At 36.1% G+C, this 23323-nt stretch carries 26 protein-coding genes; 14 read left to right on the forward strand and 12 right to left on the reverse strand.

Features of this window, described 5'->3' with window-relative positions; genetic code table 11:
• Positions 1–129 precede the first annotated feature (129 nt).
• Positions 130–678 (forward strand): NfeD family membrane protein, encoded by a 549-nt coding sequence (locus ACFFIS_RS12350; protein WP_320378779.1) that lies wholly within the window; start codon positions 130–132, stop codon positions 676–678.
• 64 nt (positions 679–742) lie between these two features.
• Positions 743–2299 carry a flotillin lipid rafts scaffold protein FloT gene (floT, locus tag ACFFIS_RS12355; protein WP_390187816.1) on the forward strand — a complete coding sequence of 519 codons (1557 nt, stop codon included), beginning with the start codon at positions 743–745 and terminating at the stop codon, positions 2297–2299.
• An 83-nt stretch (positions 2300–2382) separates the two neighbouring features.
• Here the strand turns inward: floT and ACFFIS_RS12360 are convergent, their stop codons facing one another.
• The 3 genes from ACFFIS_RS12360 to ACFFIS_RS12370 are packed head-to-tail and all read right to left on the reverse strand — an operon-like array spanning position 2383 to position 4095.
• Positions 2383–3327 carry a C45 family autoproteolytic acyltransferase/hydrolase gene (locus ACFFIS_RS12360; protein WP_320378778.1) on the reverse strand — a complete coding sequence of 315 codons (945 nt, stop codon included), beginning with the start codon at positions 3325–3327 and terminating at the stop codon, positions 2383–2385.
• Positions 3321–3728, reverse strand: a complete 408-nt coding sequence (locus ACFFIS_RS12365) for a GyrI-like domain-containing protein (protein WP_390187817.1) — start codon at positions 3726–3728, stop codon at positions 3321–3323. The genes ACFFIS_RS12360 and ACFFIS_RS12365 overlap by 7 nt, the downstream gene beginning before the upstream one ends.
• Positions 3688–4095: a helix-turn-helix domain-containing protein gene (locus ACFFIS_RS12370; protein ID WP_390187820.1), complete on the reverse strand. Its 408-nt coding sequence runs from the start codon at positions 4093–4095 to the stop codon at positions 3688–3690. Before ACFFIS_RS12370 ends, ACFFIS_RS12365 begins: the two co-directional genes overlap by 41 nt.
• Before the next feature lie 158 nt (positions 4096–4253).
• On the opposite strand from ACFFIS_RS12370, the gene ACFFIS_RS12375 reads away from it, so the two are divergent.
• Positions 4254–6215, forward strand: a complete 1962-nt coding sequence (locus tag ACFFIS_RS12375; protein WP_390187821.1) for an acetate--CoA ligase — start codon at positions 4254–4256, stop codon at positions 6213–6215.
• Between the two features lie 200 nt (positions 6216–6415).
• A complete protein-coding gene (locus ACFFIS_RS12380) occupies positions 6416–6691 on the forward strand; it encodes a YqhV family protein (protein WP_320378773.1) in 276 nt (91 codons plus the stop codon).
• A 207-nt stretch (positions 6692–6898) separates the two neighbouring features.
• Here ACFFIS_RS12380 and ACFFIS_RS12385 read toward each other — a convergent pair whose 3' ends face one another.
• From ACFFIS_RS12385 to ACFFIS_RS12395, 3 genes are read right to left on the reverse strand one after another with little or no spacing between them, the layout of a single operon-like run.
• Positions 6899–7681, reverse strand: coding sequence for an ATP-binding cassette domain-containing protein (locus tag ACFFIS_RS12385; protein ID WP_390187822.1), 783 nt, complete (start codon positions 7679–7681; stop codon positions 6899–6901).
• An 11-nt stretch (positions 7682–7692) separates the two neighbouring features.
• Positions 7693–8457 (reverse strand): aliphatic sulfonate ABC transporter permease SsuC, encoded by a 765-nt coding sequence (gene ssuC / locus ACFFIS_RS12390; RefSeq protein ID WP_320378772.1) that lies wholly within the window; start codon positions 8455–8457, stop codon positions 7693–7695.
• A gap of 36 nt (positions 8458–8493) precedes the next feature.
• Complete coding sequence (locus ACFFIS_RS12395) at positions 8494–9453, reverse strand: sulfonate ABC transporter substrate-binding protein (RefSeq protein WP_390187824.1); 960 nt, start codon at positions 9451–9453, stop codon at positions 8494–8496.
• A 150-nt stretch (positions 9454–9603) separates the two neighbouring features.
• On the opposite strand from ACFFIS_RS12395, the gene ACFFIS_RS12400 reads away from it, so the two are divergent.
• Together ACFFIS_RS12400 and ACFFIS_RS12405 are read left to right on the forward strand one after the other, a co-directional pair.
• Complete coding sequence (locus tag ACFFIS_RS12400; protein ID WP_390187826.1) at positions 9604–10101, forward strand: DUF3231 family protein; 498 nt, start codon at positions 9604–9606, stop codon at positions 10099–10101.
• A gap of 28 nt (positions 10102–10129) precedes the next feature.
• Positions 10130–11368, forward strand: a complete 1239-nt coding sequence (locus ACFFIS_RS12405; RefSeq protein ID WP_390187829.1) for an MFS transporter — start codon at positions 10130–10132, stop codon at positions 11366–11368.
• On the opposite strand, the gene ACFFIS_RS12410 is transcribed toward ACFFIS_RS12405, so the two are convergent.
• Positions 11365–11979, reverse strand: coding sequence for a YitT family protein (locus ACFFIS_RS12410; RefSeq protein ID WP_390187830.1), 615 nt, complete (start codon positions 11977–11979; stop codon positions 11365–11367). The two genes, ACFFIS_RS12405 and ACFFIS_RS12410, sit on opposite strands and share 4 nt — an antisense overlap.
• A gap of 223 nt (positions 11980–12202) precedes the next feature.
• On the opposite strand from ACFFIS_RS12410, the gene ACFFIS_RS12415 reads away from it, so the two are divergent.
• The 4 genes from ACFFIS_RS12415 to adhP all read left to right on the forward strand — a co-directional run bounded on the left by ACFFIS_RS12415 (position 12203) and on the right by adhP (position 15486).
• Entirely contained in the window at positions 12203–12928 is a 726-nt protein-coding gene (locus ACFFIS_RS12415) for an ABC transporter ATP-binding protein (RefSeq protein WP_320378768.1), read from the forward strand.
• Positions 12925–13686 carry an ABC transporter permease gene (locus ACFFIS_RS12420; RefSeq protein ID WP_320378767.1) on the forward strand — a complete coding sequence of 254 codons (762 nt, stop codon included), beginning with the start codon at positions 12925–12927 and terminating at the stop codon, positions 13684–13686. Before ACFFIS_RS12415 ends, ACFFIS_RS12420 begins: the two co-directional genes overlap by 4 nt.
• A gap of 194 nt (positions 13687–13880) precedes the next feature.
• Positions 13881–14339 (forward strand): Hsp20/alpha crystallin family protein, encoded by a 459-nt coding sequence (locus ACFFIS_RS12425; RefSeq protein WP_390187833.1) that lies wholly within the window; start codon positions 13881–13883, stop codon positions 14337–14339.
• Positions 14340–14460: 121 nt separating this feature from the next.
• A complete protein-coding gene (gene adhP / locus ACFFIS_RS12430) occupies positions 14461–15486 on the forward strand; it encodes an alcohol dehydrogenase AdhP (RefSeq protein WP_390187835.1) in 1026 nt (341 codons plus the stop codon).
• A 161-nt stretch (positions 15487–15647) separates the two neighbouring features.
• Here adhP and ACFFIS_RS12435 read toward each other — a convergent pair whose 3' ends face one another.
• The 3 genes from ACFFIS_RS12435 to ACFFIS_RS12445 form a co-directional block, all read right to left on the reverse strand.
• Entirely contained in the window at positions 15648–16364 is a 717-nt protein-coding gene (locus tag ACFFIS_RS12435; RefSeq protein WP_320378765.1) for a class I SAM-dependent methyltransferase, read from the reverse strand.
• A gap of 24 nt (positions 16365–16388) precedes the next feature.
• The gene (locus tag ACFFIS_RS12440) at positions 16389–16646 is read right to left on the reverse strand and encodes a YppG family protein (RefSeq protein WP_320378764.1); all 258 of its coding nucleotides are present in this window, start codon (positions 16644–16646) and stop codon (positions 16389–16391) included.
• A gap of 169 nt (positions 16647–16815) precedes the next feature.
• Positions 16816–17082 carry a hypothetical protein gene (locus tag ACFFIS_RS12445; RefSeq protein ID WP_390187838.1) on the reverse strand — a complete coding sequence of 89 codons (267 nt, stop codon included), beginning with the start codon at positions 17080–17082 and terminating at the stop codon, positions 16816–16818.
• 253 nt (positions 17083–17335) lie between these two features.
• Here ACFFIS_RS12445 and ACFFIS_RS12450 point away from each other — a divergent pair, with 253 nt between their 5' ends.
• The 3 genes from ACFFIS_RS12450 (at position 17336) to ACFFIS_RS12460 (ending at position 17886) form a co-directional block, all read left to right on the forward strand.
• Positions 17336–17443, forward strand: coding sequence for a YjcZ family sporulation protein (locus ACFFIS_RS12450; RefSeq protein WP_320378763.1), 108 nt, complete (start codon positions 17336–17338; stop codon positions 17441–17443).
• Positions 17444–17482: 39 nt separating this feature from the next.
• Positions 17483–17617, forward strand: coding sequence for a YjcZ family sporulation protein (locus tag ACFFIS_RS12455; RefSeq protein ID WP_320378762.1), 135 nt, complete (start codon positions 17483–17485; stop codon positions 17615–17617).
• Positions 17618–17739: 122 nt separating this feature from the next.
• Positions 17740–17886 carry a YjcZ family sporulation protein gene (locus ACFFIS_RS12460; RefSeq protein ID WP_320378761.1) on the forward strand — a complete coding sequence of 49 codons (147 nt, stop codon included), beginning with the start codon at positions 17740–17742 and terminating at the stop codon, positions 17884–17886.
• A gap of 156 nt (positions 17887–18042) precedes the next feature.
• Here the strand turns inward: ACFFIS_RS12460 and ACFFIS_RS12465 are convergent, their stop codons facing one another.
• Complete coding sequence (locus ACFFIS_RS12465) at positions 18043–19179, reverse strand: MFS transporter (protein ID WP_320379774.1); 1137 nt, start codon at positions 19177–19179, stop codon at positions 18043–18045.
• A gap of 324 nt (positions 19180–19503) precedes the next feature.
• The gene (locus tag ACFFIS_RS12470; RefSeq protein ID WP_390187843.1) at positions 19504–22272 is read right to left on the reverse strand and encodes a UPF0182 family membrane protein; all 2769 of its coding nucleotides are present in this window, start codon (positions 22270–22272) and stop codon (positions 19504–19506) included.
• A gap of 231 nt (positions 22273–22503) precedes the next feature.
• Between ACFFIS_RS12470 and gpmA the strand changes: the two genes are divergently transcribed.
• Entirely contained in the window at positions 22504–23193 is a 690-nt protein-coding gene (gene gpmA, locus ACFFIS_RS12475; protein ID WP_320378760.1) for a 2,3-diphosphoglycerate-dependent phosphoglycerate mutase, read from the forward strand.
• Positions 23194–23323: the final 130 nt, after the last annotated feature.

The raw sequence follows: 23323 nt of genomic DNA on the forward strand, positions 1-23323 counted from the left end.
CCCATTACCATTGTACTACTTTATTTTTATATTCACCACCATAATCGCGAAATGATTTTGAAACTTTTGATTAGGTGATTTCGTATATAAAATAAAGAATCATAATTTCATACAGAAAGGTTGTGAAAAATGATGACATTATTTGGTTATCCAATTGAACAAATTTATTTTTATACGTTCATAATAGCTGGTATGATTATTGTCTTTTACATGTTATTTGGTGACCTGTTGGAAGCAGTTGGTGAAGTATCCGTGTTTCTAAATCCGGTTTTAGTTCTTGCATTCATTATTTTTTTCTCGGCAACAGGATTCATATTCGAAAAAACAACATCCATACATAGTGGACTCATTGCAGTGATTGCTCTTGCAATTGCCTTTATACTTGATGCCATCTTAAATGTATTTATTTTAGTACCCATGGCAAATGCAGAACAGTCGCTAAGTTATACTGAAGATTCTCTTGTCGGTAGAGTAGGAAAAATAATCCTATCTGTTCCACAAGATGGTTATGGAGAGATTTTCATTGAAAGTAAAAGTGGAATGATTTCAAAACCAGCCGCAAGCTATGATAACATTCCAATTCAACAAGATGAGCAAGTTTTAGTTTTAGAAGTAAAAAATGGCGTATTATTTGTTGTTCCGTATCAAGATAGCTTAAAGAATGTATCCATTGATTAAATCTATATTTCTAGTTAATAGATATATAGTTTAATACATAAAATATATAGAGGGAGGAATAAAAATGTTAGATTTATTATTCGATGGGATAGGTATCGTCATAGGACTAGTTATTATTTTATTGATTGCACTCATTAGTGTATTCATATCTAAATATAAAACTGCTGGTCCAGATGAAGCGCTTATCGTAACCGGTAGTTATCTTGGGGGTAAAAACGTTCACCGAGATGAATCTGGAAATAAGATTAAAATTATTCGAGGTGGAGGTACTTTTGTCTTACCAGTATTTCAAAGAGCCCAACCGATTAGTTTACTATCTAGTAAACTAGATGTGACAACACCCGAAGTTTATACTGAACAAGGGGTTCCAGTGATGGCTGACGGTACCGCAATTATAAAGATTGGTGGTTCAATCGAAGAAATTGCAACTGCTGCCGAACAATTTCTTGGGAAATCTAAAGAAGATCGTGAAACTGAAGCGAAAGAAGTGCTAGAAGGACACCTTCGTTCCATTCTCGGTTCAATGACAGTCGAAGAAATTTATAAAAACCGTGACAAGTTTTCTCAAGAAGTACAGCGAGTTGCGACACAAGACTTAGCAAAAATGGGACTCGTTATCGTTTCTTTTACTATTAAAGACGTACAGGATAAAAACGGTTACTTAGATTCTTTAGGTAAACCTCGTATCGCCCAAGTAAAACGCGATGCTGATATTGCTACAGCTGATGCAGAAAAGGAAACACGTATTAAACAAGCTGAAGCCGCAAAAGAAGCGAAAAAAGCTGAACTTGAACGCGCTACTGAAATTGCAGAAGCTGAAAAGGAGAACCAGTTAAAAACTGCGGAATATCGCCGTGAGCAAGATATTGCGAAAGCCCGTGCTGACCAAGCATATGACTTAGAAACTGCTCGAGCTAACCAAGAAGTAACCGAACAGCAAATGCAAATTAGAATTATCGAACGTCAAAAGCAAATCGAACTCGAAGAAAAGGAAATTCAGCGTCGTGAAAGACAATATGATTCAGAAGTGAAGAAAAAAGCTGATGCTGATCGTTATGCAGTTGAACAAGCAGCTATTGCGGACAAAGCAAAACAATTAGCAGAAGCTGATGCAAATAAATATCGAATTGAAGCACATGCAAAAGCAGATGCAGAAAAGATTCGTCTCGATGGTCTGGCAAAAGCAGAAGCTAGACGCGCTGAAGGGGAATCTGAGGCTGATATTATTCGCCTTAAAGGATTGGCCGAAGCAGAAGCAAAACGAAAGATTGCTGAAGCATTTGAACAATACGGGCAAGCTGCAGTTCTTGATATGATGATGAAAATGCTACCAGAATACGCAAAACAGGTCGCAAGTCCATTGGCTAATATCGACCAAATTACGGTTGTGGATACAGGTAGTAGTGGAGAAAATGGCGGTGCGAACAAAGTTTCCGGTTATGCGACAAATTTAATGTCAACTTTACAAGAATCATTAAAAGCATCTGCTGGAATTGATGTAAAAGAACTTTTGGAAAACATTTCCGGGAAAAGTCAATTACAAAATATTGATCGCGATTCTCTCAGTTATGAACTAAAAGAAACAGATAATCAATTAGCAGCTGAAAAGGAAAAAGAATAGAATTTAAGAAAGGCAGGGATAGGGGTCAGACCCTTTTGTCCCTGCCTTTTATGATATTGTATATTGTTCAAAAGGAATCTCCATTAAAGGTATATTTGTTTCATTTCCCCATCAAAAGGGGTTAGTTGAATTTGTTTCGTTTGTGGCACATAAGATACTGTATACAATGTTCCAAAATAGTCTTTGTAATCTGTGAAAAATACAGGAGATTGGCGCGAGTTGAACCATTCGTGTGCATCTTCTACAGACCAATCCTCTATGAATATTTTGCCCAGCTCATTCAGTCTATTTGTTGATCTCACAACATGATGTGGATTATATTGCTTCATCGCTTTCGTCTGAAACATGTTGACACAGACTACCTTATCCGCTCCTCTATCAACTTGATAATGGTCTGTACTAGATTCAAAAACTGCAATATTTCCTTCTTTATCCATTAATGAATAGTTATAGCTGCTTGCATGTGGCAACTCCTTTAATAGATCAATTGCTTCTTCTACGTTACAGCATATTTCTAGTACGATTCGTACAATCGTACTACATAAAAATCCCTTTCTATAAGGCTCTTGATGTACATAATGTAAGCCAACGACTAGACCGTGATGATTCATGCCATCTAATCGTCCCACAAGCATTTGAGAATTTCCACACACCTGATCACCTTCAAGGTTTTCATAGACTAAAAATGACCCATCATATATTTCTGGACTGAAATCATAGTTCCGTACATAAAAATCTTTTGTTGCAACACTCGTACAGCCAAATGTCTGTAGTTTGGGCATATCATATCCTGCAAAAAGCTGAAACACATCTACTTCACTTATTTCTAAACCTTCTTGTATTCCAACTATTTCTTCCAATAGCTGTGGACAATATTTTTGCAAAACCGATTTAATCTCGATGATATTTTGCGAGAATGTATAGTTTCTTTTAAATAATGTCATCATCTTCTTCAAATGCGCATGCTTGCTCCCAATATAACGCCCATACTCGTAGGCATCTCCTTTATAATGCACACATGTTAACATACGACATTACTACTCCTCTCAATCGGAATACTAATTTTAACCGGTCTATGCTTCTCGTATATTTCTAAAACCGCGCCTTGTTTCACTTTCAGTCCATTTTGAGGTATCCAATGTTGATACATCTTTATGTATGTGTCTTTAATTGATTCAATCTGACCATAATGATAAACGGAATAATACATGTTTCCAGAATAGAACTCCCCGTTACATTGTGGCTGTAACTTTATTCCCACCATATACGTAGATGCTTCATCTATAACTGCCATTAAAATAGAGTTATGTATAAGATCCATATATTTTAATGCGTCCATCCATATATCGTAAAACAAATGATAGCCTAGTTGTTTATGAGCAAAAGATCTAAATGTAAAAGGCTGCATATACTCTAAGTATGGCTTCATCCAACTCATTCGTTTCAGACGTTAAGTTTTTATTAAAATAGGGAAGGAATTCTTGATAACTTCTAATTTGTGTAGGTAAATGCTGAAAGTTCTTCATAATTGCTCTTGTATAAGCTTCATGCGATGTAAATCCATATTGAAAAGCAATATCAATAATCCTTTTATTTGAATACAGCAAATCTCTAATCGAAAAAAACAAACGATTCTTTTCGACAAACTTCTGAAACGTACTATTCGTCTCCTTTTTAAACAATCGATGAAAATGATATGGAGAATAACCGATTTTATGCGAAAAATGTTGTAAGTTTATTCTCTCATAAGGATTTTTTTGAATTTCTCCCAATAAACTTTTAATAATTTTCTCCACAATTATCACCTCCACCTCATTATATATAAATTCATCACGCTATGTTTGACTTTTTTTGCTACTTCCCGCCTGTCTATTTACTATCTTCTGAATATTTGTTATTATAATGCCAAGTACTATCATCTTGCACTAAAATATATGGCCAAAGGAGGACATGGATGGATACTACAGGTATTTCACAAGTTATAAATAATAGTAAACTCATCTATCCAAATGAAGAAAAAGTGCGTAAAACAGCTATTGGGAGCCAAAAAGCTTTCACAGCTTTACTCACACAATCTAGACAAGATCCCGCATCCTTTTGGAGTGATATTGCGAACGAACTAATATGGTTTGAGCCTTGGACTGAAACAATTCGTGGTTCCCTACCAGACTTTCGTTTTTTTGTAGATGGTATCAGTAATCCTTGTGTAAATTTACTTGATCGACATGTAGAAAATGGTGCAGGTAATCGAACAGCGCTTATTTGGGAAGGTGAAAATGGCGATTCATCCTTTTATACATACAATATGCTTCTTGCTGAAGTGAATCGTTTTGCTAACGTATTAAAATCTTTTGGTGTAAAAAAGGGTGACGGAGTAGCAATTTATTTACCGAACTTAGCGGAAGCAGTGATTGCCGTCTTAGCTTGTTTTCGGATTGGTGCCGTATACAACGCTATTTTTTCGGGTTTCTCAGAGAACTCATTAAAAGATCGACTCATTCAATTTAAACCAAAAATTGTTATTACAGCAGATGCAACTGAACGCCGAGGACGTCCTATCTTTTTAAAGGAAAAGGTAGATCGGGTGATTGATAGTGTTTTATCTGTTCAGGCAGTAATTGTTGTCAATCGCCTCCAGGAAAAGATTACCATGCAAGATAATAGAGATTATTACTGGGATGAATTAACTAAAAATGCTAGTATTCATTGTAAGCCAGAAAGAATCGAAGCAAATGAACCAGGGATTGTCTTTTATACAAGTGGCACAACAGGAAAGCCAAAAGGTGTTGTCCATTCGGGAATGGCATTTGTTATTCAAAACTATATTTATGCTAAATATCATATGGATCATCATGATGATGATGTTTTTTGGTGTTCAGCCGATATCGGTTGGTTAACGATGCACATTTGGGGTATTGCTGGAGCACTTGCAAATGGTGTAACAACAATATTTTATGAAGGGGCACCTGATTATCCAAACCAAGATCGATTTTATCAAATTATTGAAAAGTATCGTGTGAATAAATTATTTACAGCTCCTACCGCTTTGCGCATGCTAAAGAGCCTAGGGGAAGATTCATTAGAGAAACATGATTTAACATGTCTCGATGTTATTTCACTTGTTGGCGAACCTTTTGATCCAGAAACTTGGCATTGGACTTATGACGTGCTTGGTAAGAAAAAGATATATATTAATAATACGTGGGGACAAACGGAAACTGCTGGAACTCCACTGGCTCATGCTGCCTGGCTTACACCAATGAAACCCGGTTCCGCTGGCATAGAATTTTTAGGTGTAGATCTCGCCGTTGTGGACCATGACGGAAATGAAGTACCACCCGGCACATTAGGTAATTTAATTATTAAAACACCTTTCCCTATGCTTTGCCGTACATTGTGGAAAGAACCCGAAAGATTTTATAGTTCATATTACAGCCAAGTTGATGGTGCTTATTATGCAAGTGATTTAGCATTAATTGATGACGATGGACATTTTTGGGTTGTTGGCCGCTCTGATGATGCTTTTAATGTTGCAGGTCATCGCATCAGCACAATGGAAATGGAAAGTGCAGTTCTTGAAGTAAACGGTGTTGCTGAAGTAGCAGTAATCGGTATTCCAGATAAAATTAAAGGAGAGGTACCTTTAATTTTTGTTCGCATAACAAATCCTAACAAAGATCAAGAACAATTAAAAGCAATGATTTCAAATAGTATTATCCATCAAATCGGCAAGATTGCACAACCAAAGGAAATTGTATTTGTTGAAGCTCTCCCAAAAACAGTAAGTGGTAAAATCATGCGCCGTTTATTAAAAGAAGTTGTCTTGCGTGGCAACATAAAAGGTGATATTACAGGCTTAGAAAACCCTGAAATTGTTGAACATATTAAAGAAATCATCCAAACCAAAGCTAAATAATTTATTGTGTATAAAAATAGGACCACTCCACTTTACACGGGATAGGTCCTTCTTTTATTTTCCGTCAATATTTAAAGTAGGAACATTTTTATATTTCGTTATAAACTTTGGACATCCCTCTTATTCACATTAAATATGCGTTCTTTATGATAAGGGGACATGCATATACTAATAAAAGAATATTTAACAGGGGGATAGACATGTTTGCTATTTTAGAGAGAGCGATTATTGGGATGGCCCTATTACGGTTATTATCCGGAACAATCGAAATATTTGCCGCTTACCTCATGATCAGATTTAATGAAGTTGAAAAGGCATTAATCATTAATAGTTCCCTGGCCATAGTCGGTCCATTGATTTTAATATTTACGACCGCAATTGGACTTTACGGTATTGCTGGTAAGGTATCTTTCGGTAAATTCATTTGGATTGTTATAGGAGTAGGCTGTATCATTTACGGTATTAAAAGTAGATAAAGTCAAGTTTTTATCAGTGGGATTTTCGCCCCCCCTACTGATTTGCAGGGGAACAAAGGCTAAAATCGCAACGTGCTGTTGCAACGCCTTTGTGACCTACGTCTTTTAGGACCGAACGGGTTTCTGTTACTCCCCCACGTTTCATTCATAAATCCCCTTGAATCCTTGAAATGGCGGTCTTACAGTCAATTACATTACGATATACAATTAGATGCCAATGGACTGAACAATATCATTTGGTTTTCCCTTATACGGATTTGTACCAAGTAGCTGATTCACAATGGTTTCCACATACATGGAGAAAGTGTGATTTGACCGTTGGCGTGGCCTTGGTAGGTCTATTTGTGTATTTAATGTCACAATACCATTTTCAAGTAGCAACACGCGATCACTCATGGCCACTGCCTCTTCCACATCATGGGTGACTAAAAGAGCCGTAAACCGTTTTTCTCTCCATAGTCCTTCAATCAATTGTTGCATTTCAATTCTTGTTAAGGCATCTAAAGCACCTAATGGCTCATCAAGTAATAATAATTTGGGGTTGTGTACTAATGCACGTGCTAATGCAACACGCTGTTTTTGTCCACCTGATAAGTTGTTAGGCCAATCACTTTCCCGATCCGACAATCCAACTTGTTGTAATGCCCTCAATCCTTTTTTTCTATCGGCTTTTTCTAATCCAACGCATACATTGTCAATCACACGTTTCCAAGGTAATAAGCGACCATCTTGAAACATTATTCTTGCTTCCTTATTCAAACCTATTAGCTGCTGTTCTGTAATAAAAATATTCCCTTTTGTTAATTTATCTAATCCCGCAATAAGACGAAGTAATGTACTTTTTCCGCAACCACTTTTTCCTACAATAGAAACAAATTCTCCTTGTTTTACTTTTAAATTAATCCCTTTTAAAACTTCGCGTTTCGAGAACTGCTTTTCAATGTTTTCTAACACAACATGGTTATTCTGAATGCTTTGAAGCTGGTTCATTTTTTAACCCCCTAACGATTCCAACGCAATAATTTCCCTTCGAAATATTTAGCTATCACATCAGAAAGTTTACCGAGTAATGCATATAAAACAATACTTAACACAATGACATCCATTTGCATAAACTCCCGTGCATTCATTGCCATATATCCAATTCCAGCATGAGTTGATATCGTTTCTGCCACAATCAGAGTTAACCACATCACACCAAGGGAAAAACGAATACCAACAAGAATAGATGACATCGCACCAGGTAATACGACTGTAAAAAATAATGTTCTCCCTTTTAAACCGTAAGCCCTTCCCATTTCTATGAGCGATTTATCTACAGATTTGATACCATGATACGTATTAATATAAACAGGAAACATTACTCCAAGTGCGACTAAAAATATTTTAGACGTTTCATCAATTCCAAACCATAAAATAACGAGTGGAATTAGCGCCAAATGTGGGATGTTTCGTAACATTTGGATGGAAGTATCAAACAATATTTCCGAATATCTTGAAACTCCATTGAAAAGTCCAAGAAAAAAGCCAATGGTTCCACCAATTAAAAAGCCAGTTAGGGCTCGCCAAAGACTCGTTGATATATGTGTATACAACTCACCTGTTGCTAATAGCGCAATCGCTGACTTCACAACATCAATAGGTGCAGGTAAAATTCTTTCAGGTAAAAAGCCACTCCATGAAAAGATTTGCCACAGCGTAAGGATGATTAGTGGCACAATCCACGGCATTACTTTAAACCACGAAGATTTCAACAGTTGTCGCATCATTAGCCCCCTCTCCCTACTACTATCAATTGATACTTATTTCATGACTTCTTTCACATCAATTTCATGCGGAATAATCTCCAATTCATAAAACATCTTAGCAATGTCTTGTTGTTCAGCAATAATCTCATCATTGATTTCTTCAACACCGTAAATTCTTCTTTCCACCGCCATACTAATGGCTGCTTCATCTAAATTTAAAATTGGCACTAACATTTCTACCAGTTCATGATGATGTTCATTTGCCCATTCGGATGATTTCTCAACCTCTTCTATAATGATCGAAGCAATGTCAGCGTGTTTATTTGCAAATGATTCAGTTGCAATAAAAAAATCCCGATCTGTTGATAGACCCTCCCCACTTACTAATAAAATGCCATCTGAATCCAATTGTGTAGAAGCTGTAAAAGGATCCCAAACGACCATCGCGTCAATATTTCCTTGTTCAAAAGCAACGCGCGCATCACCTGGTTGGAGATAGGCTGGTATAATGTCTGTATACGCTACACCTGCTTTTTCCAAAGCCTTTACAAGTAAATAATGTGAGCTTGATCCTTTCGCAAATCCTATCTTTTTTCCTTCCAAATCATGTAGCGATTGAATATCCGAATCCTTCGGTACTAAAATACCACTACCATGAAATTTAGGTAACCCCGCCGCCAATGTTACAAATGTTGTACCAGCTGCTTGTGCAAAAATAACAGGGGAATTTCCTGTTCTGCCAACATCTATACTACCAGCATTTAAGGCCTCAACTAATGCGGGCCCTGCTTGAAACTCCTTCCATTCCACTTTATATCCTAATGATGCAAGACGTTCTTCAAGTGTTCCTAATCCTTTTAAAATAACAAAAGGGCAATTTTTCTGAAAGCCTATTCGTACAATCTTTTCTTCATCTTTTGCACGGGCCTTATCAGAATCCTGCGAGTTTTGACAGCCAACCAATATCAAACAAAAACTTATTATGCTTAAAAGTAAGAACTTCCACGTTCTCATATTCCTCCCCATCCTTTATACGTTGAAATGACTCCATGTTAGCCTATGTGAAATAAAAAATGTTAGTTCCTGTCCAAACACATATAGAGAACATATTTTATTAACAAATAGGAAAACATAACATGAACAATCTTTTTAGGAGGTTTTTTTATGGCCGTTTTTAATGGAAAACAAATGGAGCCTTTTCATTCAGGAGAAGTATTCCATCTTTGGTCGTACTTATATAACACCCAATGTTACATGGTGACATTGCAAGTGTTTATCAATCACACAGATGACCAACAATTAAATGAAATCTTAAATGACATGTTGGAAAATCTTTTTAAAGAAGAACAAGAACAAGTCGAGGCGATATTAAAGGAAACTGGTATTCGACTTCCACCTTCTCCACCTGATCGCCCAAATGTTGAAGTACAAGATATTCCAGCCGGAGCAAGGTTTAATGACTCTGAAATTGTCCAACTTGTTCTCAAAGAACTATTAAATAGTAAACTAGCCTGTAGTTATTTGGTCGGAATTTCTATATTTCAGGACATCCGTACGTTATTTCAAGATTTCCAGACGCAATTAAGTGAATTTGAATTTAAACTGATTCAAATTGCAAAAGAAAAGGGCTGGTATACAGCGCCACCAATTAATATCAAATAACGAAAGTCAAAGTAGGAGTGTTCAAAAAATGGCAGCAAAGAAAAATACAATGGCCATCATGGCAATTGGAGCAATCCCTTTAATTACAACATTGGGAAATTCCATGCTCATTCCAGTCCTTCCAGCCATGAAATCTTCACTGAAAATATCGCAAATGCAAGTAAGTTTAACGATTACAGTCTATTCCATTGCTGCTGCAATTTTTATTCCGATCCTAGGTTACTTGTCTGATCGATTTTCCAGAAAAATCATTATCATTCCTTCTCTCGTTTTATTTAGTTTAGGTGGGATTTTTTCTGGCATCGCTGCTGCGTTTTTTTCGAATCCATATATATGGATTATGATAGGAAGGACTATACAGGGAATCGGTGCCGCCGGAACAGCGCCAATTGCAATGGCATTAACAGGAGACTTATTTAAAGGCGGTGAACAAAGTAGAGTATTGGGGATTGTGGAGGCGTCCAATGGTTTAGGAAAAGTTCTCTCACCTATACTTGGGGCACTATTTGGTTTAATTGTTTGGTACGCCGTTTTATTTGCTTTTCCAATACTTAGTATTTTAACCGTATTTCTCGTTTGGTTTTTCATAAGAGAAAAAGGTTACCGCAAAGCACCTCCACCATTCCGCAAATACGCACTTGGCTTATTAAGTGTTTTTAAGCTGGAAGGCAGATGGTTGTTTGTCATGTACCTTGCCGGAGGAACGTGTTTGTTTACACTATTTGGTATCTTATTTTACCTATCTGATATTCTTGAGGAAAAACACAATTTAGAAGGATTTATAAAGGGTTTAGTTTTGGCTATACCTTTACTCTTTATGGTCACAACAGCATACATTACCGGTGGAAAAATTGGCAAAAATCTTGTCCGTATGAAAAAAATCATGCTAATTGGTTTTTCGCTTATGACCATATCGTATTGTACGCTCGTTTTAGTTGAAAAATTAGTTCCTTTTTTAGCTGTCCTCGCATTAAGTAGTGTCGGCGCAGGCCTCTCCTTGCCTTGTATTAATAGCATGATTACTGGATCTGTTGGAAAAGAACGTCGTGGTTTTGTTACATCTTTATATGGTTCTGTACGTTTTATCGGGGTTGCAATAGGTCCGCCAATTTTTGCAAGGCTAATGGATTGGTCTCGAGCAGGTATGTTTCTATCGATTGGCGCATTGACTATACTTGTGTTCATATTAATTTTGTTATTAATTAAAGTGAAAGGCTTAGATGGCAAAGAAAATAAAAATACACGGTTTCGCTATAAATATATTTAAGGCTTTTTCCGCCAGCCAAACGTATAACTATTATATATTCGCATTGTATACACGTAATCAATCATATATGCCGAGATCCATTGGCTGATAAGGGCAAAAAAGATAATTTTCCAATTAACAATGACAGCCGTTACGAAAAAAATGAAACAATTCATGTAGAATAGCGGTTTTCCCGGTAAAATATCCTTTCGATATGCAAATAAAATTGCAATAACACCGATTCCGCCATTAGATACACCCTGACGCATGAGTATTCCAATTCCTGTACCTAAAAAAATGGAACCAAAAACAATGTCGATTATTAAATTCCGATTTGGTAATAAAATCAGATTTTCTATAAAGTGAACTGTCATTGAAGTTATTGTTATTCCTATAAATGTCCATAAAGCAAACCGCTTCCCTAAATATGTAATCCCCAAAAAAATAAGCGAAAAATTTACAATCCATAAAGCAATACCGACTGGAATATTCAATAAATAATGAATGATAATCGTAATTCCTCCAGCACCACCGGAAGGAATAGATTGCGGAAATAAAAACAACCCCATGCCTAGACCTTGTAAACTACCACCTAATATAACGAGCAACCCTTTTTTTATTTCATGTTGCACCATATCCACCCCATTTTGAGGAGTTGACTAAATTGTATTGGACAACTCCTCCTAACTATGCATATTCGTTTACGATACGAATCATTACATGGATAATAAAAGAGTAAAAACTTTCATTATACGTTCATGCGCCATAAACATCTTACATTTTTCTTTTATCTTTTCCCTTTGCAACTATTAAACATTTTGCAGTTTTAAAATTTTAAGTATAGGGGTGTTCGGATTGGAAAAGCAACCTGCAATTTTTTTTAGTAACGTAAACTATAAGCGAAATGATCTACATATTTTAAAAAATATTAATGGTGAAATCCCCTCGGGAAAAATTACAACATTAGTTGGCCCTTCTGGCGCAGGGAAAACTACCCTTTTCAAACTAATGAATGGACTTATCTCTCCAATCTCTGGAGATATATATGTTGACGGTAAGCATATAAACGATTACCAGCCTGTCCAACTACGTCATAATATTGCACTTGCTTTACAACAAGCTACAATGATTAATGGAACTGTTGAAATGAATATAGCTCTTCCAATGGTTCTTCAAAATAAAAGTTTACCTAAAGAAAAAGCAGAACACTTACTTGAATTAGTTGGCCTTGATGGGAGCTATTTATCACGGCAGGTAAAGGATTTATCCGGAGGACAACGCCAAAAGCTTTCTATCGCACGTACACTCGTAAACAAACCCAAAACATTATTGCTCGATGAAATTACTTCTTCTTTAGATCGTGTGTCAAAACGTGATATTGAAAATTTAATTCAAAAAATAAATAAAGAATTGTATACAACAATTGTTTGGATTACACATAACTTAGATCAGGCGCGTACGATTGGAGATTATACATGGGTCATGATGAATGGCGAACTCGTCGAACAAGGGGATAGCACATTGCTTGATCATCCAAAATCTGAACTAGTGAAACAATTTATTCGGGGGGATGAATCATGAATTATATTACTTTATCTATTGCATTAATATTTGTACTTGTCCCAATTACATTATCGAAGTCCCTAAAATTAGGATTAGAAAAAGACACATTCATCGCAACAATTCGTTCAATCATCCAATTATTAGCTGTAGGATACATATTACACTTTGTATTTTCAACAGAAAACTTTTTATATATTTTCTTAATGATTACGCTAATGATTGCTGCTGCAACACAAAATGCCCGTAAAAAAGGAGCATTTATAAAAGGAATTACATGGAAACTTGTTGCTACATTTGTCTTTGTAGAAATATTAACACAGAGTATCTTAATCGGCTTAAACATCACACCAGCAACCGCACAATATGTGATTCCATTAAGTGGTATGGTCATTGGAAACTCCATGGTATTATCTATTTTATTTTTAAATCGTTTTACAGCAGAAATTGAGGCACATCAAGAAGAATCCGAATTAATATTATCCCTTGGCGGTACACCAAAACAGGCTATTCATCGACAGCTTATCCAATCGATTAAAGCGAGCACTATACCTACAATTGAGAGTCAAAAAACAATTGGCCTCGTTCAATTACCCGGTATGATGAGTGGACAAATCATTGCAGGTGCCGATCCAATTCAAGCTGTACTTTTTCAACTACTCGTCCTTTTTTTGCTATTAACTACTGCTGTCATTACGAGTGTCATGCTTGGTTTCTTATCCTATCCCGCTTTATTTAATGAACGGATGCAATTTATTTATCGGTTTCAAAATGAATGATATTGTTCATTTCCCTCCCCTCTTCATATGCCAATGAGGAGGGAGGTAAATTCTTGACCTACAATAAATATATAAAAACTTTAGACATTTTTACTACAGCCCACTACCTCTTCAAGTACGCTGCATATTTTATATAATAGAAAATCATTCAAGTAATGCCCCCATTATGAATACATTATGCGAGGAGGAGTATCATGGACGATAAGCGGAATCAAAATCCAAGAGGCTTTCAAGTCGATATGTCTCCCTTACATGATATGATGAAGCGTATGGACTCTTTTTTTCAGGATTCATTTAAACCTTTTCATAACATCATGAACACAAAATCATTTTGGGTACATGTTCGGGAAGAGAAAACTGATTTTATTATTGAAGCAGAATTACCAGGATTTAGTCTTAAGCAAATTGAAATTGAAATCGTGGAGAGTAAGGTTTTTATCCGAGCAAAAAACAACACACAAGAACTCCAACAAGATATTCATAATAACCACTCCCTTCACAAGCATGCAGCAGAAAGACTTGAACGAGTCGTAACATTACCTTTTATTATCCCCAAAAAAACTACTCAAGCCTCTTTTCATGAAGGACTACTCACTATTACTGTGCCTAAACCAAAATCATCTGGGACTTTTTTAAATATCAACGAAAAGTAAAAGTAAAAGCTAGCGAATGATTATGATATCGCTAGCTTTTTTTAAAAATCCGGTTTATAATTTAATTGTGAAACATTTCACATACTATGAATCTATTACTTTCTTTTAGGAGGAATGAACGATGAAAGCAGCCGTTGTCAGTGAAACACATGTAGGAAAAGTCGAAATTAAAGATGTTACTCTTCCAAAGTTACAAAATGGACAAGCACTTGTCGATGTAGAATATTGCGGAGTATGCCATACAGATTTACATGTTATAAAAGGAGACTTCGGTGCAGTACCTGGCAGAATACCTGGTCACGAAGGGATAGGTATTGTTCGAGAAATTGCCGATGATGTAACAAGTTTAAAAGTCGGAGACCGTGTCAGTATAGCTTGGTTCTATGAAGGTTGTGGTACATGTGAATATTGTGTAACTGGTCGTGAGACATTTTGCCGTGAAGTAAAAAACGCTGGTTTTTCTGTTCATGGTGCGATGGCAGAGCAATGTATTGTTGCTGCAGACTATGCTGTGAAAGTCCCCGAGGGATTGGATCCAGCGGAAGCAAGTAGTATTACATGTGCTGGTGTAACATGTTACAAAGCTATTAAAGTGTCAAATATAAAACCAGGTCAATGGATTGCTATTTATGGTTGTGGCGGACTAGGTAACTTAGCAATTCAATACGCCAAAAATGTATTTAATGCAAAAGTAATTGCAATTGATATTAATGACGATAAATTAGCACTAGCAAAAGAGGTTGGAGCTGATTTATTATGTAATCCTGTTACAGTTGGTGATTCTGGCAAATGGATACAAGAACAGGTTGGTGGAGCACATGCTGCAGTTGTAACTGCTGTATCAAAAACAGCCTTTAATGAAGCAGTAAACTGCGTTCGAGCAGCATCAAAAGTAGTAGCAGTGGGGCTACCTCCAGAAACTATGGATCTTGAAATAGTCAAAACAGTACTTGATGGCATAGAAGTGGTAGGTTCACTCGTTGGAACAAGGAAAGACTTAGAAGAAGCTTTTCAATTTGGAGCAGAAGGAAAAGTTGTACCAGTTGTCCATACTCGACCTCTAGAGGATATTAATCAAATATTCCAAGAGATGGAAGAAGGTAAAATTCAAGGCCGCATGGTGTTGGACATGCATTACAATAAGTAATACATGGAATGAAGAGGTTGGGACGTAAGCATCTGAATCCCTCGTTTAACTACTATAACAAGTAAAAGTTCAGCGTTTAAACGAAGTGTAGTAGTTGAGGGGTTTAACACTTTGTTTTGTCCCAGCCCCTTTACTTATCATGTGACATGCCATTCTTTACATTATAAAGTACACTTAAAAATACGAAAGCCTAGTTTGTGTTTAAATGTTTCAGACAGTACTTGATGATCAAATAGCATCGCATAATATTCATCCATATTTTCATTATTTGATAGTTCAAATTCCGGTGCTTGTTCTAAATTAAAATCAGCTTCATCTATTTCATATTTTTCTATTTTTATAGATGTAAAACCCGCATTTCGAAATGCTTGTTCCCACTCCTGCTCAGTAAAAATTTCTGGAACACCATAAAAATCTTTTATAGCGTTTAGACTTAATTGTTCTGAATTACTTTCCAGTACCATTTCAATTGCATAAAGAACACCATCATGATTTAATATACGTTTTAATTCAGCCAATGTCTTCGTTACATCTGTAAATACGATAACAGATTCCACTAATACGATGTCGAACATTTCCTGCTCAAACGGTACATTTTCTACACTGCCTTCTACAACGTTTATCGGTAAACTTTGATTTGTAAAACGCCTCCGTGCCTTCTTAAGCATTTCCGGATGCACATCTAACGCTGTTACATTACACCGAAAGTTTTTTGCAATATATGCAGCTGTTTTCCCTGTACCACAACCTACATCTAAAATCTTTTTTTCATTTGTAATTTCTTCCTTAGATAAAATATACTTGGTAAGTTGAAATCCACCAGGATGTGCGCCACCAACTCCCAAATATGCAAGACTGTTAAGATATTTATTTTTCAATATATACGCCGCCTTTTTATATCCCTACTTTTTTATGAATCTCGACAAGAGCGGACTAATCATCGGACTCACTTGACCGTATAATTTACTTACATGCGAAATAGTAGTCGATACTTTTTCCATATCAATATTCCCATCAGGCGCTTGAAACATGGAAACAACATTTCCTATTCCTTGTGTTTTTTGCTTTGGTATTTGTCTTTGCCTAAATAGCGATTGTCTGCTTGGCATGTGCTCGCGCCGAACTTGACGCGGTTGACGAGGTGGGCCCATAGGAAACATAGAAACACCTCCTTATCATTTACCTTATAGTAATGTATGCATATCATAATAAAATGGAAAAGGTACCTGCCCTATTTACACAATTTAGACGTATTTTTGCAAATCAAGCGTTGATGGTTATGTAAAAACAGACGAATATCATAAAACGTCTGTTTATTATCTAATAAAATTACCAGAATCCCCAAGGTATTAATGCTAAAGTAGCAATGGATCCCAAGGCAATTCCTATTCCAAAACCTGCTACCCCCCAGCCGGGCCCCCAAAATCCATAACCAAATCCACCTAAACCACGTCGCCTATCCATTGGCTGAATATATACTCTTCGATGATCAACATGTTGAATAATTCCACGGTGAGCCTTTCCATCCTTTGTTCTAATTTCAACTGCCCTTCCCTTATATCTCATACACATTTGCTGATATTGTTGGACTCCCATCTTTTTCCCTCCAATCAAAATATCCCTAGTTTATCTTATGATGGCTGACAATGGGGTGTAAGGGATAATATCACCAAGTAATTCGTGGAATTTACCCCATTAACTCGACAAGTAAGAACAGCCTTTTCGTTGTATCGAAATATTCAATCAGGGGGGATTTCCTAATAAATCGTAAAATCCGTGACAAATAACCATAGCAATAAAGACTTTTACACATATAGTAATAACAAAGGAGCATGGAGGTGTTGTTTAGATGAGTGAAGGAGCAGGATATGGTGGCGGTTTCGGATTTGCTCTTATTGTAGTGCTCTTTATCCTACTAATTATTGTAGGATCAGCTTACGTAGGCTACGGCTATTAAAACAAACATTCTTGAATTTTGAATTGGGAGGTTTTATAAATGTTTGGTAATTATTGCGGATATGGTTCAGGTTATGAAACAGGTCAAGGAGGATATGGTTCAGGTGGCGGATTTGCGTTAATCGTAGTGCTCTTTATCCTGCTTATCATTGTAGGTGCAGCATATTTTTGTTAATATCAAACGCTGATTTTTCATTCACTGGTGGGTGAAACCTACGAAACATGGTCATGCAAACATGACAATAGAACGTAGTGTATTTTTCTCCCCATTAAAGCGACATAATAAGGAGGGATTTCATGGGATTTGGATTTGGTTGCGGTTGCCCTAGTTACGGATATGGCGGCGGTCAAGTAGCCGGTGCTGGTTATGGAGCTGGTCGTGGCTTTGCGTTAATCGTTGTATTGTTTATTTTACTCATCATTGTTGGCGCCGCATGGTGCTAAAACATGATATGCTATAAATGTTTGGGGCTAGGTCGAAAAGATCTGATTTTTTTCGGCCTAGTCACTTTTTATCCTTTGGAGAAAAGCTAAAAAATAAAAAGAGGCCGGGACATAAAGGTTTTCCCCAATGTTCCGGCCTCTCTTCATACATAAAAACTACTCGGTTTCTACACGAAACTTCCTCGATATTGCTACTAATCCAACTCCGCAACTAATCATAATGATTGCACTTACGATAAATGGTGAACCAATCGTTTGTGAAACAACCCCTGAAATGGATGAACCAGCCACAACACCTAACGAAAAGAATGCATAAAACACGCCATATGCTTTACCTCTATCTTCTTGAGAAGAAACATCCGCAACCATCCGGTTCATTGATGGAAAAACAAATGCAAATCCCAAGCCATATATAACCATTAAAACAAATCCAATCCATAATGTATGAATGAACGTTAATGAAAATATAGCGAGCCCAATTAAGGTTAAACCAGTTACAACAAGTGTGATAGGTGAATATTTATCATAAATCTTATTTATTGGAGTCAAAAATACAATTAAAGCCATAATTCCAAATGTACTTAATAACATTCCAGTTGATTCTGTTGTAAGACCAATTTCGCTAATTTTTAATGGTAGCGCAAATGCCAAAGTACCATTACTTACCATTAAGGCAAATGCGGCAAGAGATGCCTGAACGATAGCTGGATTTTTTAATAAAGGAATAAATTCTTGCGGTGTAAATTTTCCTCTTTCTGTTGTATAAAACGATTCCTTCACAAACTTTATAAGTAAAATGGTAGAAATAAGAAATAAAATAGATACAAAAATAAATACATACTCAATTTTTGAACGCGCTGCCATTGCACCACCAATCGCTGGACCTGCAATTGCCGCAATCCCAATCGAAGCACCAGTGAATGCCATCGCTTTCCCTCTTGTACCTTTTTTCGATTTATCTCCTGTATAAGCAAAAGCTGCTGGGATCAATACGCCGCCTGCCAACCCATGAAGGAAACGAATAATTAATAATTGATTTCCAGTCTGAGCAATTGGATAAAACAGCAAAATTATTGCAACTGAAAGCATACCAACTAACAACATCCGTTTTCTTCCAAATCTGTCAATCCAATGTCCGCCAATTATGTTTCCAATCATATTTGTTAATGAATATATCGCAACAATTGCACCTGTTAAAGCGTGAGATGCTCCTAATTCCATTGCGTATGGGGTTATAATTGGCAACTGGATAAATGTATCTAAGAATGAAACGACAATGATAATATATAACATTCTAGTCACGTTTACATACCCCTCTTTCCACCATTTCATTATATCATCTTTATGTCTTAAATCACATGAAGTGAATATCAACTTTCATCCTTAATTGATAATATGTGAAAAAACAATGAACATACCATACTTCTCAAAATAAGACTCATATCACAATCCAATATATTTCATAAAGTTTGCATATTAATATTTATTTTAAATTAGCCTTTTAAAATTAAACCTGCAGGAAAAAGCTAAGAAAAAGGGCTGACCCTCCAACCACTATATTTAGTATTAATTTTACTAATTATAGTAATAAAACGAGGGTTCAGCCCCTTATATGCATTATTTTTTTGTGTCTTCTAAAATCGCTTCTATATCTTCCATAATTTTACCAGCCTTTTCCCAGTTTCCGTTTGCTAACGCCTCACGATATGCAGTAAATTTATCACCAATTTCTTGCAATAATTCATCTGCATCTAATAGTGGCTGGGAAGGTTTATCTTTACCAGTATCTTCTTTTTCCTCCGTATCTGGCTTATCACTTTCTGTCTTGTCTTCTGTCTTTTTACCTGGGTTAATGACCTCTAAAATTTTATCTAGTGATTTTTCAAATGTTTCTTCCATGACAATATGGTCCCCATATGCCATAATGACCTGTTTTACTTCTGGTAATGATGTTTCATTTGATGATTCGATATACACAGGTTCAACATATAATACCGTATCTTCAATTGGAATTGCCAATAAATTTCCTCTTATCACTTCCGAACCACCTTGTGCCCACAAATTCAATTGTTGGGAGATAACACTATCTTGGTTGATTCGGTTTTCAATTTGCTGTGGACCATAAATGTTCTTTTGCTTAGGGAAGCGATATACAAACATTTCCCCATAATGCTCGCCATCATTTCTTACACCAATCCACGATATCATATTTTGTCTCTTCTTTGGTGTATATGGGAGCATTAAAACAAATTCCTCTTCATCATATTCCGGTAGTTTCATCGTAATATAATATGGTTCCATTTCAATATCTTTATCAAAATATTTTTCAGTCGGGAATTGCCAATAATCTTCACGATTATAAAACACTTCTAAATTGGACATATGGTATGTACCATACATTTTTGCTTGCGTTTTAAATAACTTTTCTGGATACCTAAAATGATCTTTTATATCTTCAGGTATTTCATACGTTAAAAGTTCTGGAAATATATTTGCATATGTTTGCAACAAGGGATCATCCGGATCGGCTACATAGAAAGTCACTTCACCCGTATATGCATCTACAACCGCCTTCACAGAATTTCGGATATAACTTTCATTACGTTCATATGGTTCAGCGTATGGATAATTTTCAGCTTTTACATAAGCATCCATGATCCATACGAGTGTTCCGTCATCACGAATCACAATATACGGATCCTCATCATATTCAAAGAATGGCGCAATTTTTTTGACGCGATCCATTATATTTCTCGTCTTTAATAATTGACTATCCGTTGTTAATTGATCCGAGACAAGCATACGAAAAGATCCGGAATCAATTGCAAAGAGTAATTTATTTAATCCTTTTAAAGGTATGCCTGATTTTGCTTCAAAACGATGCGTTGCATTATCTCCACCTGTTGGATAATCAAACTCGTCTACCTTTGAATTTACAATAACGTTTGGATATGGTTCTTCCCCAAAGTAAATCTGTGGACGCGTAATGTCAAATTCCCCTTCTGAAGGAATGTTTTTCATCATGTACTCTGGTTGTCCTTGACTCGTTACTTTGTTAACATGACTCATCGCAACGCCGTATCCATGTGTATAGCGCAGGTTTTTATTTACCCATGTTTTTGCTTGTGCTGGAAGGTCATCTGTACTTAATTCCCTTGCACCGATAAACACTTGTTCATAATTTCCATTTATTTTGTAACGATCGATGTCCATATCGTTAAAACGATAATAAGTTCGGAACGTCTGAATTTGATTATAAATGTCTAGTAACGGTCGCGAATCATTTAATCTCACATTATCAATGGTCAAATTATTTCTTTCTACCATTTCGCCAGTAAGTGATTCATTACCAGGGTGTTCCTTTTCCTGTATTTTATCTAAATTGTACGCAGCTCTTGTAAACTTTAAGTTTTGCTCGAGAAAAGGCTTCTCTCTTGTAAATTCGTTTGGAGATACGACAAAGTTTTGTACGACTACAGAAGCTCCTTGACCTAGAATAACGAGGCCAACATAAGCAATGATAGGTAAAAGCATCGCTTCTAGCTTTCCACTATACAAAGAAACAATCATCCATATTGCACCTATAAGTGCAACTGCAGCTAATAAATACGCTTTTGGAATATTAATTAATTTATCTGTAAAACTAAGACCATGAACAACACTCTTTTGAAAAATATTAACTTGATCTGTTAGTAATGTGCCATATGGAGCTAAAACATGAATACCAGCTAACAAAAGTCCAATAACACCTAATGTAATTCCCATATGCAATTGTGCTGTTCGGCTCTTTTTATACATATGAAACACAGAATAAGCTCCGATTTCTAATAGTAAGAAAAAGATACTTAATCCCAATAGAACATATAAAATAAATTGCAAAAATGGCAATATAAACATATAAAAAGATATATCCATATTAAAATACGGGTCTGTTTTTCCAAACGTCGCATAGTTAAGCAACTTTAAAGCGGGTTCCCAACCAATTCCTTGGATAATCATACTTCCTACAAAGCCTAAAAATATCGCAACCGCTACCATGATAAGGTTACTTATTTTTCTATTCAAAATAACTGGTGGTAATTGCTTTGGTTCAAAATGTCGTATATACGCATGTCTAATCCAAAAAAGCATGATGTATGTAGTAAACGAAAATAAAATAAATCCGATTACTCCCAATAAGATTTTACTTTGCAATATTGTTACATAGACATTGCCAAAGCCTAGTGAGTCCATCCATATATATTCTGTTGCCCATTGTAATGCAGGCCAACCAACAACAAGTAGAAAGAATAAAATCCCAAATGTAATAGCAATTTTATTCCCTATCTTCTTCCAACGCTTTAGTTTGTTTATGTCGATTGTCTTGCGATTGTAATCAAAATTCACGATTTTTCCCCCTCTTATAGCCGAATAAAAGTTCAGTTACCGAATGTGTAACAGAGCCATTCTACATATCTTTAATCATAACAGAAATTGCAATAAGTTTCTTCCTAATACCATATATAACCTTGGTAAAAGTTCCTTATCTTCTGTATAGGAGATTCTATTATAGAAAATGTTTTAGCGGATTCACTTAAGGCAAATAATATCAGTAAGAATTGAAAATGGAGGTACCGCATGAAGAAAATAGTTTTTATACGCCATGGTCAAAGTAAATTTAATCTCGAAAACCGTTTTACTGGTTGGTTGGACGTTGATTTAACAGATGAAGGTTATAATCAAGCAAGGGAAGCTGGGAAAATATTAAGTAAGCACGGGTTAACTTTTGATATTGGTTATACATCAGTACTAAAACGCGCTATACGTACATTATGGATTATTTTACATGAGATGGATTTGATGTGGATTCCCCTATACAAAACATGGCGGTTAAATGAACGACATTATGGTGACTTACAAGGGAAAAGTAAAGCCGACATCACAACAAAATATGGGGAGAAACAAGTACATGAATGGCGTCGATCTGCACATGTCCGTCCTCCAAAATTAGATGAGTCTACATTTGAAGCTCTTGTTCAAGACCCAAAATACCAAAATATGGACAAAACATTACTTCCTTACACTGAAAATTTAATCGATACGGAAAAACGAGTTTTGCAGTACTGGCATCACGAAATTGTGCCACAGTTAAATCATAACAAACATATCATTGTTGCGGCACACGGCAACACAATTCGAGCACTTGTTCAATATTTAGATAAAAAAACGGATGACGAAATTGCTAATTTTAATATACCAAACACAGTTCCATTCGTTTATGAATTAGATGAAAACTTAATCCCTCTAAGAAGTTATTATTTAGAGTGAACTACTCCCACCACTTACCACCCTTACGGATCGCTTGAAGTGGGGGCTTCTTGGGTAATCGACACTTTTAGTAGCTGGCGAAATGGACCAAGCTAACCCTCTTGTTCCACGAGTTTATATTTTCATTAGG

This window comes from Paracerasibacillus soli (assembly GCF_042432965.1).
GTDB classification, from domain to species: Bacteria; Bacillota; Bacilli; order Bacillales; family Amphibacillaceae; genus Paracerasibacillus; species Paracerasibacillus soli.

What these genes read in the sequence shown, in the direction of transcription:
- ACFFIS_RS12395 (WP_390187824.1), bottom strand. Translation starts at nt 9,453, where the DNA reads ATGAGAACGTGGAAGTTCTTACTTTTAAGCATAATAAGTTTTTGTTTG.
- ACFFIS_RS12350 (WP_320378779.1), top strand. Translation starts at nt 130, where the DNA reads ATGATGACATTATTTGGTTATCCAATTGAACAAATTTATTTTTATACG.
- ACFFIS_RS12380 (WP_320378773.1), top strand. Translation starts at nt 6,416, where the DNA reads ATGTTTGCTATTTTAGAGAGAGCGATTATTGGGATGGCCCTATTACGG.
- ACFFIS_RS12440 (WP_320378764.1), bottom strand. Translation starts at nt 16,646, where the DNA reads ATGTTTCCTATGGGCCCACCTCGTCAACCGCGTCAAGTTCGGCGCGAG.
- ssuC (WP_320378772.1), bottom strand. Translation starts at nt 8,457, where the DNA reads ATGCGACAACTGTTGAAATCTTCGTGGTTTAAAGTAATGCCGTGGATT.
- ACFFIS_RS12460 (WP_320378761.1), top strand. Translation starts at nt 17,740, where the DNA reads ATGGGATTTGGATTTGGTTGCGGTTGCCCTAGTTACGGATATGGCGGC.
- ACFFIS_RS12375 (WP_390187821.1), top strand. Translation starts at nt 4,254, where the DNA reads ATGGATACTACAGGTATTTCACAAGTTATAAATAATAGTAAACTCATC.
- ACFFIS_RS12465 (WP_320379774.1), bottom strand. Translation starts at nt 19,179, where the DNA reads ATGTTATATATTATCATTGTCGTTTCATTCTTAGATACATTTATCCAG.
- ACFFIS_RS12425 (WP_390187833.1), top strand. Translation starts at nt 13,881, where the DNA reads ATGGACGATAAGCGGAATCAAAATCCAAGAGGCTTTCAAGTCGATATG.
- floT (WP_390187816.1), top strand. Translation starts at nt 743, where the DNA reads ATGTTAGATTTATTATTCGATGGGATAGGTATCGTCATAGGACTAGTT.
- ACFFIS_RS12360 (WP_320378778.1), bottom strand. Translation starts at nt 3,327, where the DNA reads ATGTTAACATGTGTGCATTATAAAGGAGATGCCTACGAGTATGGGCGT.
- ACFFIS_RS12405 (WP_390187829.1), top strand. Translation starts at nt 10,130, where the DNA reads ATGGCAGCAAAGAAAAATACAATGGCCATCATGGCAATTGGAGCAATC.
- ACFFIS_RS12420 (WP_320378767.1), top strand. Translation starts at nt 12,925, where the DNA reads ATGAATTATATTACTTTATCTATTGCATTAATATTTGTACTTGTCCCA.
- ACFFIS_RS12400 (WP_390187826.1), top strand. Translation starts at nt 9,604, where the DNA reads ATGGCCGTTTTTAATGGAAAACAAATGGAGCCTTTTCATTCAGGAGAA.
- ACFFIS_RS12385 (WP_390187822.1), bottom strand. Translation starts at nt 7,681, where the DNA reads ATGAACCAGCTTCAAAGCATTCAGAATAACCATGTTGTGTTAGAAAAC.
- gpmA (WP_320378760.1), top strand. Translation starts at nt 22,504, where the DNA reads ATGAAGAAAATAGTTTTTATACGCCATGGTCAAAGTAAATTTAATCTC.
- ACFFIS_RS12365 (WP_390187817.1), bottom strand. Translation starts at nt 3,728, where the DNA reads ATGAAGCCATACTTAGAGTATATGCAGCCTTTTACATTTAGATCTTTT.
- adhP (WP_390187835.1), top strand. Translation starts at nt 14,461, where the DNA reads ATGAAAGCAGCCGTTGTCAGTGAAACACATGTAGGAAAAGTCGAAATT.
- ACFFIS_RS12445 (WP_390187838.1), bottom strand. Translation starts at nt 17,082, where the DNA reads ATGGGAGTCCAACAATATCAGCAAATGTGTATGAGATATAAGGGAAGG.
- ACFFIS_RS12455 (WP_320378762.1), top strand. Translation starts at nt 17,483, where the DNA reads ATGTTTGGTAATTATTGCGGATATGGTTCAGGTTATGAAACAGGTCAA.
- ACFFIS_RS12450 (WP_320378763.1), top strand. Translation starts at nt 17,336, where the DNA reads ATGAGTGAAGGAGCAGGATATGGTGGCGGTTTCGGATTTGCTCTTATT.